Here is a 15,056-nt window from a genome sequence, read left to right as displayed (position 1 = left end):
CAACCCCCGTTCGCCGCCGTTTCCTATGCAACGCCATCCAGCCGATGGCGCAGCGACGGAGGTCCCCGTGGACAAGGAAGCTCTCGAACACCTGAAAATCCTTCACACCAGCGAAATCGACGCCCGCGACGGCTATGAGGCGGCGAACGAACACGCCGAGGACGACAAGCTGATCCCGGTCTTCACCGACATGATCGGCTTGCACGAACTGAATGCGCAGGAAATCGCCGCCGTCCTGACCGGGTTCGGCGAAAAGGCCAGCCCCGACGGCTCCTTCATGGGCGCGGTTCATCGCGCGATCGTGAATGTGCGCGCGCTGTTCCAGGGCCTGGACGACGGCGTCCCGCCCGGCCTGATCGAGGAGGAAAGGCGCAATGTTGAAAAATTCAACGCGGCGCTGAAGATCGCGACCTTCCCGATCCCGATCGAAGCCTTGCTGACCGCGCAGCGCGACAGGCTGCAACAGAAGATCGCCGAGCTGGAGACGCGCGTGTCGGCCTCCCTGCACGCCTGAAGGGACGCCTTTTATCGCGCCTCCACCACCACCGCCGCCTCGTTGCGGCGCAGGAACGGCAAGGTGAAGGGGGCGTCGTAATACAACATGAAGGCCTCGCCGACGGGCCTCCATTTCGATGGCGCCAGCGTCGACACCAGTTGCCGCTGGCGCAGCCAGGCGATGCCGCCGAAGCCGGAAAAGCGCAGGACAGCAACCGTTTGCGCGGGAACCGCCTCGATCTTCACCCTGGCGTCCAGCGGCGTGGGCGCCGTCGCCAGATCGTAGGCGGCGGGCAGGTAGAACGCCAGCTTGCTGTCCGAACTCAGCACCGGCGCGGTCATGGCCAAGCGCTCCCTGGCCCCCCCCTCTTCGTCCTTGGCGCCCTGGTCCTTGGCCGCGAGGTTCTCGCCGACCGCGACCGGCGCCGTCATGGCGATGCGATCCGCCTTGGTGTTGGCGCCCGAGATATAGGCGAACAGCAGCTTGAAGGCCTCGCCCCGCCCCGCCTCGCCCGGCAAGAACTCGACTGCGGCGGCGACGCGGGGATCGTAGCGCCTGATTTCAACGGTCTCCACGCGGTCGATGATCGTGTGGCGCGGCTCCTCATAAAGGCGCAAGCCGAACACGTTGAAGAGGGTTTCAATCGCCAGTAAGCCGTAATAGGAAATCGCCTGCGCCATTGGGTCGCCTCCTGTCGCTTGCGAACAAGCGCCATCAGGAGATTTGGTTCCGAAAAGATTGCGCTTCAAGGGACGCGCTCACGTCTGGACCAAGGCCCGGCCGAGGGCGTCGAGCGTCATCCGCCATCGCCGCCGCAACCGGCCGCTCTCGCGCGCCGCCGAAAGGGCGAGTTTTCGTTCGTTCATCTCGCGCCACGCGCGACACAGGCGCGCCAGAGCGGCGGCGCCTGTGTTGCCGGCCATGCTTTCCAGCGCATGGGCCTGACGGCGCAAGGATGCGACGTCGCCGCGCGCCAAACTTGCGTGAATGTCCTCGACGAGATGGGCGGCGTCCCCGGCGAATTGCACCAGCAGTTCGCGGACGAATTCGGCGCCGCCAAGCCGGCCCAGCGCCGCCAGCGTCGCCGGATCGAGCGTCGCCGAATCGCGTTTTCTGGCGCGCGCGACATCGTCCTCGACCTCCATGGGCGCCGCTGTCGCGGCCGCGTCGAGGGCGGCGAGCAGGGCTTCGGGAGAGATCGGCTTGCGCAGGCAGGCGACCATGCCCGCCGCGCGGCACCGCCGCCGGGTTTCGGCGCTGTCGTCGGCGGTCAGCGCCAGCATCGGCGCGCGCCCGCTTGCGGCGGCGTAGATGCGCGCCGTCTCGACGCCGCCGAGACGCGGCATGTTCACATCGAGCAGAACGAAGTCGAAGTCTTCCCGCAGCAGCGCAAGCAGCGCGGCTGCGCCGTCGCGAACCACGCGCGCCTCATGCCCGGCGCCCGTCAGGATTTTCTCCAGCACCCGGCCGTTCACGGCATTGTCCTCGGCCAGCAGGATTTTCGCGCGCGGGTTGGCCGCCCCGCGCAAAGCGGCGATCTCAGCGGCGATTTTCCGCGCGCGCGCCAGCGACGGCGCGTCCTCGCCACAAGCCAGAACCGCCAGGGCGTGCCGGCGCGCGACCTCCAGGCTGTCGAAATCTTCCGTCAGCGGCAGACAGACCGGCAAGCCCGTCGTTCCCGGCGCCGCCGTCCCCTCCGCCTCGACCACCGGCCAGCGCAGGCGGAACATGGCCCCCTGGCCAGGACGGCTGTCCAGCGCGATGTCGCCGCCCATGGCCTCCAGCCCGCGGCGGACGATGGCGAGGCCGAGGCCGGCGCCGCCGAATCTTTGCCGCATCGACGGATCGCCCTGGCTGAACGGCTCGAAAATGCGGTCCTGCGCCTCCAGGGCGACGCCGGGGCCGGTGTCCCGGACTTCGACATGCAGCCAGAGTCCGCCCGCCTCGCGCCGGGCGCCGACGCGGATCGCCACCGCGCCTTCGCCGGTGAATTTCACCGCATTGCCGGCGACATTTTGAAAAATCTCCTGGAGCCGGCGGCGGTCGGCGCGAATGTGGCGCGGCGTTTCGGCTTCGATCATCAGGCCCAGGCTCACGCCCTTGGCCTCCGCTTCGACCGCCAGCAAGGCCCGCAGCGTGATCAGCAGGGCGAACAGGTCGATTGTTTCCTCCCGCGCGGCCTCGCCGATCTCGGGGGAAACCTCGGGGGAAAACTCTTCACGGGCGCCGGAGAGCAAATGTTCGACCTGGGCCAGCAGCGTCTCGGCCGCGTCCCCAAGAGTCCGGGCCATGTCGCGCTGCTCGCTGTCCAGCCGGCTTTTTTCCAGCAGGCCGGTCAGGCCGACGATCGCCGTCAGCGGCGTGCGCAATTCATGGCTGACGCTGGCGAGAAACAGGGTTTTGGCGCGACTGGCGCGCTCGGCCCCGGCCCGCGCCATCGCGATCTGGCGCAGGAGAAGCGCGCCATAAAGCGGCAGGACCACGAGCGACAGCATCAGGCTGGCCGCCAGAGCGTCCTGGCCGCGCCAGAACGGCGTCGTCGCGACGACCCCCGCGAAGCCAAGCGCCGCCAGCGCGACCGTGAAGGCCAGGAACGCCGCGCCGAACCGCGCGCCGGCGCCAAGGATCATCCACCAGTACAGCGGAAACAGATAGGCCGCGGCGCCGCCGCCCTGGATCATGGCCGCCGTGATCGCCAGCCCATCCAGCGTCAGGGCGAGCGCCAGACGCGGCGCGCTGGTCGCGGGACGCCAGGCGATATGCGCCATCAGGATCGCGGAGCCGACCAGATGCGCCAGCAGGATCGGCAGGCCCGCGCGCAAGAACGCCGCCGCCTCGCCCTCGCCCCGCGCCAGGAGAGAGGCGACGACAGCGGCGCAAAGGGCGACGCCGGCGAGGCCGAACCGATTGCGCATCACCGCGCGCTCGTCGGACGCCTTGGCCTCGAAGCGCGCGCTCAACGACGCGCCGATGGTCGACAGGAAGGTCGTCATGATCAGGCCGGACGTTTGAGCGCGCTGTTTTCCATGGGCGGAAACAGGTTCGACAGGTCGCGCGGCGCGAAGGGCGCGCCGAAACAGGCGCCCTGCGCCTCACGAACGCCGGCGCGTCGCAGCGGCGTGAGCAGAGCCGCGTTGCCGACCCCCGCGGCGATAAGAGCAACGGACTCCCGCCCCCGCGCCAGTCGCGGCGCCTCCTCCGGCGCGCCGCAAGCGAAAACGAGCGCTGGCTCCCAGCTCGAAATGAACTGTTCCAGCGGCGCCGCCAACGCCCCCTCTCCGGCCTCGCGAGAAAAAGCGCCGAGATCGACCGACAGCGCCGCGCCCAGCGCGGCGAAAGCCCGCGCCTCGTCCTCCGCGCGGTCGGGCGCCGCGAGAATCCGCTCGGCGTCGAAGCGCAGGTCGAGCCAGCCCGGCGCCACCCTCGCCTCCGCCAATAAGCCCGGCAGGCGCAAGGCCGCCGGCGCCAAAGGCTTGGAGTCGAGCCGCGCCGCCAGCGTGAAGCGGATGGGCGCGCGCCTCAAGCCCTGGAGCGGCGCCGCGCTGTCCAGCACGACGCGCAGGGCGTCGGGGTCGGCGAGATCGGCGGGAACGCCATCGCGCAACACCTGCGCGCCCGCGACGCGTCCAGTGTTGAGATCGAGTCGAAGCGCGAAGCGCCAGTCTCTCGGCTTGGTCCGCTTTGGCGCGCGCATGCGACGCGCGTCGAGCCTCGCGACCGGCGCGGCGGTCTGGATCGGGGGCTGGGCCAAATCCTCGACCGGCTCCAAATCCGGGGCTGTTTTCTGGGCGGCCTCCGGGCCGGCGTCCCGCGCTCTTGCCGTTTCGACCGGCGCCCTTGCCGTTTCAGCCGGCGCCCTTGCTGTTCCGGCCGACGCCACATCGCCCCGTAATTCCACCGCCTGCGCCAGCTTGAGCAGATTGCGGGCGCGCACCACGAATTCGCAATGGTCGATGGGCGAGTGCAGGAAATCGTTGGCGCCGCTCTCCAGGGCGCGCAGCCGCAGCAGGCGCTGGTCCTTGACCGTGATCATCATCACCGGAACGCTGTCGGCATGGGGCAGCGTGCGAAAGCGCGTGATGAATTCATCGCCGTCGATCTGCGGCATGTCGTGATCGGTGACGATCAGGTCGGCGCGGTTGTGCGCCAGCCAGTTGAGCGCCTCGGCGGGATCGCCGAAGTCGCGGGCCTGTACGTCCGGCCCAATGGACTGTGCGAGCTTGGCGTAGATCGTCCGGTTTATGCTCCGGTCGTCGACGATAACGATGATCGACATTGCCGTACCTAATTGTTGTTCTTGAATTGCAACCTACGTTCGTGAATGCAATGTCATCGAAATAAATTAAAGTCCTGTATCCAAAAGATTTTGTTTGAAGAGTACGAAAGGTGAACCCAACTACAGGTTGAGAAGACGGTTAAAAAGGCGTCAGTATTTTTACCTCGTCGGAACCAAACTTTCGGGAAAGCTGGTGAATAGGCGCCCCGAATACGATCATGTCTGGCGCGATTTCAGCCAGAGGGTGCAAAACAAAGGCGCGCCGGGTGATTTCCGGATGCGGCAGCACCAGCTTGTCGTCACGCCAGTCGAGACCCTGGTAGAAGAGGATGTCGATGTCGATCATCCTTGGCCCCCAGCGCAATCCCGGCGTGCGGCCAAGCGCGCGTTCGGCGGTTTGCGTGAGCGCGAGCAGGTCGCGCGGCGCCAGATCCGTGCGCGCCAGGGCGCAGGCGTTGACAAAATCGGGCTGGTCCTCGACGCCCCAGGGTTTTGTCGCATAGAGCGAGGACAAAGCGACGAAATCCACGCCGCGCTTGCGTAAAAACTCGACGGCGCGGCGGATGTTGGCTTGCGCGTCGCCGAGATTGGCGCCGAAACCGAGCGCGACGAGATAAGGTTCAGACAAGAGCGCTCCACACCTTGAAGGCCTGCGCGTGTTCGGCGACGTCATGGACGCGGAAAATGTCGGCGCCCGCGCGCAAGGCGGCGAGATCGGCGGCAAGCGTCCCGGCGAGACGCCCCTCGACCGGCATGCCGGTGAGGGCGCCGATGAAACGCTTGCGCGACAGGCCGACCAGAACCGGCAAGCCAAAAGCCATTTTCAAGGCCGCCGCGCTCGTCGCCGCGATCAGATTCTGCTCAAAAGTCTTGCCGAAGCCGACGCCGGGATCGAGGATGATTTTTTCGCGCTCGACCCCGGCCTGCCGCGCGCGGGCGAGCGCGCGGGTGAAAAAGGCGCGCATGTCCTCGACAATGTCGCGCGCGGGATCGACCTCGGCGCAATGGTGCATCACCACCAGAGCCGCGCCGCTCTCGGCCGCGACATCCGCCAGCGCGGGATCGCCGTGCAGGCCGGACACATCGTTGATGACCGCCGCGCCGAGCGCCACGGCGCGGCGCGCAACCTCCGCCTTGGTGGTGTCCACCGAAACCGGCGCGATTTTTTCGCGCAGCAGGACGGTCAGCGGCGCTTCGAGCCGCGCCCATTCCTCCTCCACCGTGACAGGCGCAAAACCGGGGCGGGTCGATTCCGCGCCCATGTCGATGATGTCGGCGCCCGCTTCGACCATGTGTCGCGCATGCGCCAGGGCCGCTTCGACGTGGGAAAAAAGCCCGCCGTCGGAAAAGGAATCCGGCGTGACGTTGAGAATGCCCATGACCAGCGGTTTCCGGCCGATGCGCGCGAGGAATTTTTCGGCGTCCATCGGCGCGGTCTAGGCGCTCGCGCGCAAAAGTCAAACCGTCTCGACCTGCCGTTCGTCGAGCGCCACCGCCTTGACGAGGCAGAAAACCTCGGCGCCGGGGACGAGCCCCAAGTCATCGACCGCCATGCGCGTGAGCGCGCAAAAGAGCTTCTCGCCGCCGTCGAGTTCGATGCTGGCCATGGCCAGCGGCCCCTTGCCCGTCGCAATGCTTGCGACTTTGCCGCGCAGAATCGTGCGGATCGACGTGTCCGGCGGCGGGCGGCGCGCCAGCGTCACATCGACGGATTTGATGAACACCCGCGTCTCCCGCGCCGGCGGGATACGGTCGGGAATGAAAATGTCCCCGGCGGGATGGTGCAGTCTGGTCAGGCGATACCGCGCGTCGAAATCCGCCGCGCCACAGGCGAGGCTCGCGCCCACGCCGAAACGGTCGGCCGGCGTGTCCTCGCGCGCCGTGGCGAAAATGTCTTCGGGCGCGCCGACTTCCACGACCCGGCCGCGCTCGATCATCACCACGGTTCCGGCGAGACGCATCACCTCCTCGATCTGGTGCGAGACCAGCACCACCGGCGTGTCGAATTCATCGCGCGCCCGTTCGACCAGTTCCATCGCCTTGGTGCGCCGGCTCACGTCGATCGAGGCGAAAGGCTCGTCCATCAGCAAAAGGCGCGGCGCCGACATCAGGGCGCGGGCGACGCCGACGCGCTGGCGCTCCCCGCCCGAAAGCTGCGCCGGCCGCCGCTTCATCAGATGGCCAATTCCAAGGGTGTCCACGACGCGCGCGAACGGCAGTTTTCGCGCGTCCTTCGGCGCGAAGAAGGCGGCGAAGCGCAGGTTTTGCGCGACGCTGAAATGCGGGAAAAGTTGCGCGTCCTGGAACACCAGGCCAATGCCGCGCTTGCGCGCCGGGATGAACACCTTTTTCGCCGTATCGACGAGGACGCGGCCCGCCACTTCGATGCGGCCCGAATCCGGCCGCGCCAACCCCGAGATCAACTCGATCAGCGTCGTCTTGCCCGACCCGGAATGCCCGAACAAGGCCGTGATCTTCGACGCGCTGTCGAAGGCGATCTCAAGCGAGAAATCCCCGCGCGCAATCTTCACATCGACGGCAATCATGACGACAGCCCCCGCGATTCAATCCGCATCCGCCGCGCCAGAAACTCCGAAATCACCAGCGCGCCGATGGCCAGCGCCGCCGACACCGCCGACATCACCATGGCGTCGTAATCGCCGCCCGGCGTCTGGGTCAGAACATAGATTTCGGCGGGAATGGTGCGGGTTTCGCCGGGAATGTTGGAGACGAAGGTGATGGTGGCGCCGAATTCGCCGAGCGCCTTGGCGAAGCCCAGCACCGCCCCGGCCATCAGGCCGGGCGCCGCCAGCGGCAGGGTGATGAGGAAAAACACCGCGAGCCGCGGCGCCCCGAGCGTCGCGGCGGCCTGTTCCAGCCGCACGTCCACCGCCTCGATCGACAGCCTGATGGCGCGCACCATCAAGGGAAAGCCCATCACGGCCGAGGCCAGGGCGGCGCCGGTCCAGCGGAAGGCGAAGACAATGCCGAAATGGTCATACAAGAAGGCGCCGATCGGGCCGCGCCGCCCGAACAGCAGCAGCAGGATCAGGCCCGTCACCACCGGCGGCAGGACGAGCGGCAGATGCACCACGGCGTCGAGCAGGGTTTTTCCGGGAAAAGTGCCGCGCGCCAGAATGAAGGCGACCAGCACCGCGACAGGCAGGCTGAACAGAGTCGCGGTGAAGCCGACACGCAGGCTCAGATAAATCGCCGTGAGTTGTTCCGACGTCAGCGTGGGGAGAAGATCGCTCAAGCAAACGGCTTTCTTTGCGACGCCACCGGATTGGCGGCGCGGGTTTTTTCGATCAGCGCGCGGTCGAGTCGCGCGGTGACGAAACCCGGCGCGTCCGACGCCTTGGCGACGACATGGCCCCAGGGATCGCACACCAGCGAATGCCCAAACGTGTGGCGCGTCTCGTCCTTGATCCTGTGGGCGCCGATCTGCGCGGGGGCGAGAAAATAGCTTTGCGTCTCGATGGCGCGGGCGCGGCACAGCACGTCCCAATGGTCCTTGCCGGTCAGCAGCGTGAAGGCGGCCGGCAGCGCGATCACATCGACGCCGCGCGCGGAAAGGGCTTGAAACAGAGCGGGAAAGCGCAAATCGTAGCAGATGGCGCAGCCGAAGGTGAAGCCCTCGGCGGAATAGGTCGCAAGCTCGGTCCCCGGCGTGAACAGCGCGCTTTCCCGATAGGCGGCGCCGTCCGGCGTCACCACGTCGAACATGTGGATCTTGCGGTAAACAGCGATCTCCTTGCCCTTGCGGTCAAACACGACGGTCGTGTTGGAGAGGCTGTCGCCCCCGGCGTTCTTCTCAAGCAACGAGCCGGCATGGATGAACACGCCATGTTTTTCCGCCAGTTCGGCGGCGAGCGCATAGGCTGGCCCCTCGCGCAGAATTTCCGATGCGGCGAATTTTTCCTCGCGCGTTCCGCCCAGGAAATCGAACACTTCCGGCAGACCGATCCAGTCCGGCCGCTCCCTGGCGCAGGCCTCCTCGATCAGCCGCCGCGCCTGCGCGAGATTGGCGGCCTTGTCGGCGAGCGAGTTCATCTGGATCAGCGCGACTTTCATTCGCCCTCCTTCAATATGTAATCCCAATTGCAATTTTCGCGCCGCAAGACAAGCCCAGGCTTGCAAGCCCAAGCTGCAAGCCCAAGCTTCTGTCAACGCCCGCCGCCCCTTAAGATGAGGCACCGAATCACCTGTGGTATTTTATGCGTTTCACCTTTCTCCACGCCGCCGACCTGCATCTGGGCAGTCCGTTCCAGGGCCTGAGCCTGCGCGACCCCCGCATGGCCGAGCGATTTGGCGCCGCCAGCCGCGAGGCGTTCGAGGATTTGATCACCCGCGCGCTGGAAGAAAACATCGCCTTCGCTGTTTTCGCCGGCGACATTTTCGACGGCGATTGGCGCGACGCCTCCGCCGCGCTGTTCTTCAACCGCCAGATCGCGCGCCTCACCCGCGAGGGCGCGCGGGTCTATCTGCTCAAGGGCAATCACGACGCCGAAAGCGTGGTGACCAAGAGCCTGTCGCTGCCGGATCTGGCGTTTGAGTTTCCGTCGCGGAAGGCGAAGACGTTCGAGATCGCCGACCTGCGCGTGGCGCTGCATGGCCGCGGTTTCGCCGATCGCGCCGAAAGCGGCAATTTCGTCACGGATTATCCGGAGCCTAGAGACGGTTGGCTGAACATTGGCGTGTTGCACAGCTCGCTCGACGGTCGGCCGGGCCACGCCAATTACGCCCCGTGCACGCTGAACGATTTGCGCGTAAAAAACTACGATTATTGGGCGCTCGGCCATGTCCACGCCCATGAGGTGGTGGCCCGCGACCCCTTCATTGTCTATCCCGGCAATCTCCAGGGCCGCTCGATCCGGGAATGTGGCGAAAAGGGCGCGGTTCTCGTCGATGTCGAGGACGGGGTTATCCGGGATTTGCGCCGGCTGATCGTCGATCGCGCCCGTTTCGCCGAGATTTGCGTGGACGCCGCGCCGTTCGAGACGCCGGGCGAGTTGTTGCGCGAAATTTCCGCGCGCGCCATGCAGGAAATCGAGGGGGCCGCCGGCCGTTTCCTGGCGGCGCGGCTGCGCGTGCATGGCGACAGCCCGCTGCACTTGCACCTTGCCGCAGATCCCTCGGGCTGGCGCGTCGAGGTCGAGAACGCCCTGCACCATGCCGGTGAGACCATCGAGCTGGAAAAACTGCTGATCGAGACCCGCGCCCCTCACGCGCCCGCCAAGCGCGACAGCGAACTCGATTTCGCCGCCTTGCTCGACGAAGTCTTGGCCGATCCGGCCTTCGCGGAAGAGGCGCGGGCGGCGGTCTCGGCCATAGAAAACAAGATGCCGCCGAAGTGCGAGCTTCCCTCCGACGCTTTTGCGGCGCTGCTCGCCGAAGCGCGCGATCTGGCGCTGGCGCGCGCGGAGAGATCGACGCCATGAGGCTGCTGGACCTCGCGCTCGAAGCCTACGGGCCTTTCGCCGGCGCAAAATTGCAGTTCGACCGCGCGGCGCGGCTGCATATCGTCCACGGTCCCAACGAGGCTGGCAAATCCAGCGCGCTCGCCGCCATCGGCGACCTGTTTTATGGCGTGCCCTCGCGCGCGGAAAAAACCTTCCTGCGCCCCGCGGACCTGCGTATCGGCGCGACGGTCGAGGCGCGCAACGGCCAGATGCTGCAATTTTTTCGCCGGCGCGGAGTCAAGGCGACCCTGCTCGACGCTTCCGGCGCCGCCTTGCCCGACGATGGCCTCGCCCCCTTCCTCGGCGCCGCCAGCCGCGACATTTTTCATCGCGCCTTCGGCCTCGACGCGGACAACTTGCGCAGGGGCGGCGACGAAATGTTGCGCGCCGAGGGCGAGATCGGAGCCAGCCTGTTCGCCGCCGCCTCCGGTCTGCGCGGGCTGATCGATCTGCGCAAAGGCATCGAGGGCGAAGCCGACGAGATTTTCGGCGAGCGCAAGGCGAGCCATCGCACATTCTATCAGGCGCAGGCGCGTTTCGACGACGCCAGCAAGGCGGAAAAGGACACACGGCTTTCCGAAACGGTCCTGAAAAGCCTGCGCCGCCAGATCGAGGAGGCCGAGGCCACACTCGCCGACATCAAGGCGCGGGAGCGCGCCGACGAGGCCGAGTCGATCCGGCTGAATCGCCTGCTGCGCGCGGCGCCGATCCTGAAAAACCTGGAGCGGCTGCGCGCGTCCTTCGCCGCTTTCGACGATTTGTCCGCCTATGCGCCGGACTGGGCGGCGAAGCTCGAAATCCTGCTCGGCGCGCGGCGAGAAGCGCGCGAGGGCGCCGCGCGCGCCGCGCAGGCCCGCGACGAGGCGCGCGAGGAAGCCGATAAGTTTTGTGTCGATGCGGACGTCATCGCCAATGGCGAGACGATTGAATCGCTGCAACTCGAACTCGGCGCGATCGGAAAGGCGCTCGACGACCTGCCCCGGCGCGAAGAGGCGCTGCGGGAGGCGAATGACGAATTGCGCCTGCGGGCGCTCACCTGTGGCCTGAACGATGGCGCGGAGCTGCGCGCCGCCCTGCCCGACGCCGCCGTGCTGGCGCGGGCGGAGCGGCTGATCGCCGCTGGACGCGACTTGCTGGCGCGGAAAATCGAGCCGCTGGCGGCGCTGGAGCGCGAGGAAAAAGCGCTGGCGAACCTGCGCGCGCGACAGGGCGTCGCGCCGCCCGACACGCGGGCGCTGGCGGAAAAACTCGCCGCGTTCGGCAATGTCGAAAAGGACGAGGAAAGCCGCGCCGAACTTTCCCTCGCCTGCGCCGACGAGGCGCGCAAGCTTGACGAGCGCCGCGCCCGGCTCAGCCCCGCCCTGCCCGACCTCGACCGTTTCGCCGCCGCACCGAGCCCCGACGCTTCCGCCATCGAACTGGCGGGGCAGGAATTCGACGCCTTGGCCACGCAACAAAGCGAGGCCCGCCGCCGGCGGGACGAGGCGCGCGCGCGACTGAAGGCGGCGGAGGTTTCCGCGAAGGCGCTCGAAACGGCCGGTCCTCTGGTGAGCCGGGCGCAACTCGCGGAGCTGCGGGCGCGGCGCGATGCGCTTTGGGCCGACTTGCTTTCCGCGCGAAGCGACCAGACTTTCTGGGCGGCGGCGTCGGAACAATTCGTCGCGGCGCAGGCCCAGGCGGATTCCGCCGCCGACGCCCTGTTCGACAACGCCACCCGGGTGGTGGAGATGGAGGCCGCGCGCGAAACCCGCGAGGCCGCCCGCGTGGACCTGGCCGAGGCGGAAGACTCCGCGAAAAACCTCGCGGAACAGGCGGCGCGCTTCGATGCGCGCTGGACGCAGAGTTGGAGCGCCAGCGGCGTGGTCCCGGCGGCGCCGCGCGCGATGGCGCGATGGCGCGCCGAGGCCGACAACCTTTTGGCGGCGCGCGAAGCGCTCAAGCAGAGGCAGGCGCTGCTGTCCTCCGTCGAAGGCCGCTTGGGCGCGGTCGCGCCGGGTCTGGAGCAATTGGCGGCGGAAACGGGCCTCGCCCCGCTGCAACTCGACGCCGGGGCGCTCGCGCGCCGCATCGCCGCGCGCTTGAAAGAACTGGCGCGCGCGGAAGCCGACGCGCGCGAGCTTTCCGCCAAAATCGCCAGCGCGCCCGAACGCATCGCCCCCCTGAAGGCCACGCTTGCGGAGCTGGCGGACAAGGATTCGCTGTGGCGCGCCGATTTTGTGGCGGCGCTGGCGCAATTGCGGCTCGACGCCGACGCCACGCTCGACGAGGCGCAGGCGCGGATCGCGCTGTGGCGCGACCTGCCCGGCACATTGAAGAAAGAAGAGATCGAATCCCGCCGCGTGGCGACGATCAACGAAAACCTCGGCGCATTCGAGCAGAAACTTGACGCGCTGCTCGCTCTTTGCGGGCGCGGCCTGCCGGCGCGCCCGGCGGTCGAGGTGGCGCGCGTCCTGCACAAGCGCCTTGTCGCGGAGCGTGAGCGGGCAAGCGCGCGCAACCATGCGCAAGAACTGCTGGTCAAGGCGGAAAGAGCCCTCGCCGCCGCCGCGCAGGCGAACGCCGACGCCGATGCGGGTCTCGCCGATTTCTGCGCGGCGGCGGGTTTTGATGGCGATCCCGCCGCGCTTTGCGAGCGCCTGCTGCTGCGCCGCGCCCAGACGGACGCCATCGAAGCCGAACTGGCGCGGTTGGCGCCGGTCGCGGAGGGGATGGACGAGGCCGATCTCGCGGCGCAAGCGCGCGATTTCGACGCCGATGCGGCGCGGCTGCGCCTGTCCGAAATTTCGCGCGCGCGCGAAGACCGCGACAAATTGCGCGACGCGGCTTTGCTGGCGCAACACGACGCCAGCAAGCAATTGCAGGCCCATGACGACAGCACCGGCGCGGAACAGGCGGGATTCGACCGCGAGGCCGCCAAGGCGGAGATGGCGCGGGAGGCGCGGCGCTGGGCGGTGCTGAAAATCGCCTCGCTCATGGTCGGCGCCGGGCTCGAACGCCATCGCCAGCGCCGGCAGGACCCCTTGCTCGCCCGCGCCGGCGCCATTTACGCCACCCTGACCTCCGGCCGCTACGAGGGCCTCAAGCAGGATTTCGCCGAGGACGACAAGCTGCATCTGCTGGCGCTGCGGCGCGACGGCGCCGCCCTGCCCCTGACCGCGCTGAGCGAAGGCGCGCGCGACCAGCTCTATCTCGCCCTGCGCCTCGCCTTCCTCGAAGATTACGCGCAAAAATCCGAGGCGCCGCCGTTCATCGGCGACGATCTCTTCGCCAGTTTCGACGACGCGCGCGTCGCCGCCGGCCTGAAAACCCTTGCGGCCTTGAGCCCGGCCCTCCAGCCGATCCTGTTCACCCATCACGACCACGTCGTCGAAATCGCGGCGCGCGCCCTCGGCGACCAGGTCCAGGTGCTTCGCCTCGACCTCCCGCAACAAAATGCTGGCGCGGCGCGCGATTTCCACCTAGTTTGATCTAGATCAAACTTTTGGAGGCCGCGCCATGCAGCAGTCCCGCAAGCCTAACCGTCTGGTTCGCATGATGATCTTCAACTGGGCGTTCGGCTGGGCGGTGGGGTTCGCCTGCGCCGCTGGCGTGCTGGTCTCCAATCTCGGCAACATCCGCGACTTGATGTTCAGATCCGACGCCATGTGGCAGTTTCTGGCGCTGATGTTCGGCAGTTTCGGCATGACCTTCGGCGGCGTTGTCGCGGCCACCGCCATCATGTTGCTGCCCACCGACGAGAACGAGGGACGCGGCGGCGGAAGGCGCGCGCCGGTGCTGCTGCCTGCCTACGCCTTCGCCAAAATCCGAAACCCTCGGATGTGAATTTCTCGACTTTTCAGCCTTCAGGCGTTAGAGACCCCTTGAGCTTCACGCTTCCCTCTATCGCCCGTGCTGGATCATGTCCAAACACAAGCCTGCGAACAAATCCGCTCCCGCCGCGCCGCCCGTCGAAATCTACTACCTGCTGCTGACCTGCCCCAACCGGCCGGGCATCATCGCCCGCGTGGCCAGCCATATTTTCGAGTGCGGCTTCAACATCGCGGATACCCGTCAGTTTGACGAAGAAGACACCGACAGGTTCTTCATGCGCGTCGAATTCAATCCGGTGCGCGAGGGCGCCGATATAGAGGCGTGGAAGGCGAGTTTTTCGGTTCTGGCCGACGAATATGACATGACCTGGCGGGTGCGCGCCCAGTCGCAACTGTCCAAGGTGCTGATCCTCGTCTCCAAATTCGACCATTGCCTGGCCGACCTGCTCTATCGCTGGCGCATCGGCGAATTGCCGATGGAGATCGTCGGCGTCGCCAGCAATTATCCGCGCGAAACTTTTCCACATCTCGATTTCGACGGCATTCCCTTCCATTACCTGCCGGTGACGCGCGAGACCAAGATGGAGCAGGAAGCGCAGATCTGGGCGCTTGTGCAGCAATCCCACGCCGACCTGCTGGTGCTCGCCCGCTACATGCAAATTCTGTCCGACGGACTGGCCGCCAAGCTCGTAGGGCGCTGCATCAACATCCACCACAGCTTCCTGCCCGGCTTCAAGGGCGCGAGGCCCTACCATCAGGCCCACGCGCGGGGCGTGAAGGTGATCGGCGCCAGCGCGCATTACGTCACCGCCGAACTCGACGAGGGCCCGATCATCGAGCAGGATGTCGAGCGCATCTCCCACCACCACCGCCCGGACGATCTGGTGAGCAAGGGCCGCGACATCGAGCGCCGGGTGCTCGCCCGCGCCGTGCGCTATCATGTCGAAAACCGCGTGGTGATCAACGGACGGAAAACCATCGTCTTTACGGAGTGACCGGCGACCCCTGCCGTC

Annotated in this window: 13 protein-coding genes; 5 read left to right on the top strand and 8 right to left on the bottom strand. The window is 67.2% G+C overall.

Features of this window, described 5'->3' with window-relative positions:
* Positions 1-67: 67 nt before the first annotated feature.
* Positions 68-514 carry a DUF2383 domain-containing protein gene (locus tag CCR94_RS11720; RefSeq protein WP_104508079.1) on the top strand — a complete coding sequence of 149 codons (447 nt, stop codon included), beginning with the start codon at positions 68-70 and terminating at the stop codon, positions 512-514.
* Between the two features lie 11 nt (positions 515-525).
* Here CCR94_RS11720 and CCR94_RS11715 read toward each other — a convergent pair whose 3' ends face one another.
* The 8 genes from CCR94_RS11715 to CCR94_RS11680 form a co-directional block, all read right to left on the bottom strand.
* A complete protein-coding gene (locus tag CCR94_RS11715; protein ID WP_104508026.1) occupies positions 526-1,176 on the bottom strand; it encodes an SOUL family heme-binding protein in 651 nt (216 codons plus the stop codon).
* Between the two features lie 78 nt (positions 1,177-1,254).
* A complete protein-coding gene (locus CCR94_RS11710) occupies positions 1,255-3,489 on the bottom strand; it encodes an ATP-binding protein (protein WP_104508025.1) in 2,235 nt (744 codons plus the stop codon).
* A gap of 2 nt (positions 3,490-3,491) precedes the next feature.
* Positions 3,492-4,772, bottom strand: a complete 1,281-nt coding sequence (locus CCR94_RS11705) for a response regulator (RefSeq protein WP_104508024.1) — start codon at positions 4,770-4,772, stop codon at positions 3,492-3,494.
* A 139-nt stretch (positions 4,773-4,911) separates the two neighbouring features.
* Positions 4,912-5,400: a 2-amino-4-hydroxy-6-hydroxymethyldihydropteridine diphosphokinase gene (gene folK, locus CCR94_RS11700; protein WP_244594038.1), complete on the bottom strand. Its 489-nt coding sequence runs from the start codon at positions 5,398-5,400 to the stop codon at positions 4,912-4,914.
* Positions 5,393-6,199, bottom strand: a complete 807-nt coding sequence (gene folP, locus CCR94_RS11695) for a dihydropteroate synthase (protein WP_206605823.1) — start codon at positions 6,197-6,199, stop codon at positions 5,393-5,395. Before folP ends, folK begins: the two co-directional genes overlap by 8 nt.
* A gap of 30 nt (positions 6,200-6,229) precedes the next feature.
* A complete protein-coding gene (gene modC / locus CCR94_RS11690) occupies positions 6,230-7,318 on the bottom strand; it encodes a molybdenum ABC transporter ATP-binding protein (protein ID WP_104508022.1) in 1,089 nt (362 codons plus the stop codon).
* On the bottom strand, positions 7,315-8,028 hold the full coding sequence (modB, locus tag CCR94_RS11685) for a molybdate ABC transporter permease subunit (RefSeq protein ID WP_244594037.1): 714 nt from the start codon (positions 8,026-8,028) through the stop codon (positions 7,315-7,317). Before modB ends, modC begins: the two co-directional genes overlap by 4 nt.
* Positions 8,025-8,846: a carbon-nitrogen hydrolase family protein gene (locus CCR94_RS11680; RefSeq protein ID WP_104508021.1), complete on the bottom strand. Its 822-nt coding sequence runs from the start codon at positions 8,844-8,846 to the stop codon at positions 8,025-8,027. The genes modB and CCR94_RS11680 overlap by 4 nt, the downstream gene beginning before the upstream one ends.
* Positions 8,847-8,989: 143 nt before the next feature.
* Here CCR94_RS11680 and CCR94_RS11675 point away from each other — a divergent pair, with 143 nt between their 5' ends.
* The 4 genes from CCR94_RS11675 to purU all read left to right on the top strand — a co-directional run bounded on the left by CCR94_RS11675 (position 8,990) and on the right by purU (position 15,038).
* Positions 8,990-10,213 carry a metallophosphoesterase family protein gene (locus tag CCR94_RS11675; RefSeq protein ID WP_104508020.1) on the top strand — a complete coding sequence of 408 codons (1,224 nt, stop codon included), beginning with the start codon at positions 8,990-8,992 and terminating at the stop codon, positions 10,211-10,213.
* On the top strand, positions 10,210-13,701 hold the full coding sequence (locus CCR94_RS11670; protein WP_104508019.1) for an ATP-binding protein: 3,492 nt from the start codon (positions 10,210-10,212) through the stop codon (positions 13,699-13,701). Before CCR94_RS11675 ends, CCR94_RS11670 begins: the two co-directional genes overlap by 4 nt.
* A 28-nt stretch (positions 13,702-13,729) precedes the next feature.
* Complete coding sequence (locus CCR94_RS11665) at positions 13,730-14,056, top strand: hypothetical protein (protein WP_146089970.1); 327 nt, start codon at positions 13,730-13,732, stop codon at positions 14,054-14,056.
* Positions 14,057-14,132: 76 nt separating this feature from the next.
* On the top strand, positions 14,133-15,038 hold the full coding sequence (gene purU, locus CCR94_RS11660; protein WP_104508017.1) for a formyltetrahydrofolate deformylase: 906 nt from the start codon (positions 14,133-14,135) through the stop codon (positions 15,036-15,038).
* The last annotated feature ends 18 nt before the right edge of the window (positions 15,039-15,056 follow it).

Origin of the sequence: Rhodoblastus sphagnicola (assembly GCF_002937075.1) — a bacterium.
Classification (GTDB): Bacteria; Pseudomonadota; Alphaproteobacteria; order Rhizobiales; family Beijerinckiaceae; genus Rhodoblastus; species Rhodoblastus sphagnicola.
This window is presented reverse-complemented; position numbering and strand designations above follow the sequence as displayed.

Coding starts and splice junctions, on each gene's coding strand:
- CCR94_RS11715 (WP_104508026.1), bottom strand. CDS start 1,176: ATGGCGCAGGCGATTTCCTATTACGGCTTACTGGCGATTGAAACCCTC.
- CCR94_RS11710 (WP_104508025.1), bottom strand. CDS start 3,489: ATGACGACCTTCCTGTCGACCATCGGCGCGTCGTTGAGCGCGCGCTTC.
- CCR94_RS11705 (WP_104508024.1), bottom strand. CDS start 4,772: ATGTCGATCATCGTTATCGTCGACGACCGGAGCATAAACCGGACGATC.
- folP (WP_206605823.1), bottom strand. CDS start 6,199: ATGGACGCCGAAAAATTCCTCGCGCGCATCGGCCGGAAACCGCTGGTC.
- modC (WP_104508022.1), bottom strand. CDS start 7,318: ATGATTGCCGTCGATGTGAAGATTGCGCGCGGGGATTTCTCGCTTGAG.
- CCR94_RS11680 (WP_104508021.1), bottom strand. CDS start 8,846: ATGAAAGTCGCGCTGATCCAGATGAACTCGCTCGCCGACAAGGCCGCC.
- CCR94_RS11675 (WP_104508020.1), top strand. CDS start 8,990: ATGCGTTTCACCTTTCTCCACGCCGCCGACCTGCATCTGGGCAGTCCG.
- CCR94_RS11670 (WP_104508019.1), top strand. CDS start 10,210: ATGAGGCTGCTGGACCTCGCGCTCGAAGCCTACGGGCCTTTCGCCGGC.
- CCR94_RS11665 (WP_146089970.1), top strand. CDS start 13,730: ATGCAGCAGTCCCGCAAGCCTAACCGTCTGGTTCGCATGATGATCTTC.
- purU (WP_104508017.1), top strand. CDS start 14,133: ATGTCCAAACACAAGCCTGCGAACAAATCCGCTCCCGCCGCGCCGCCC.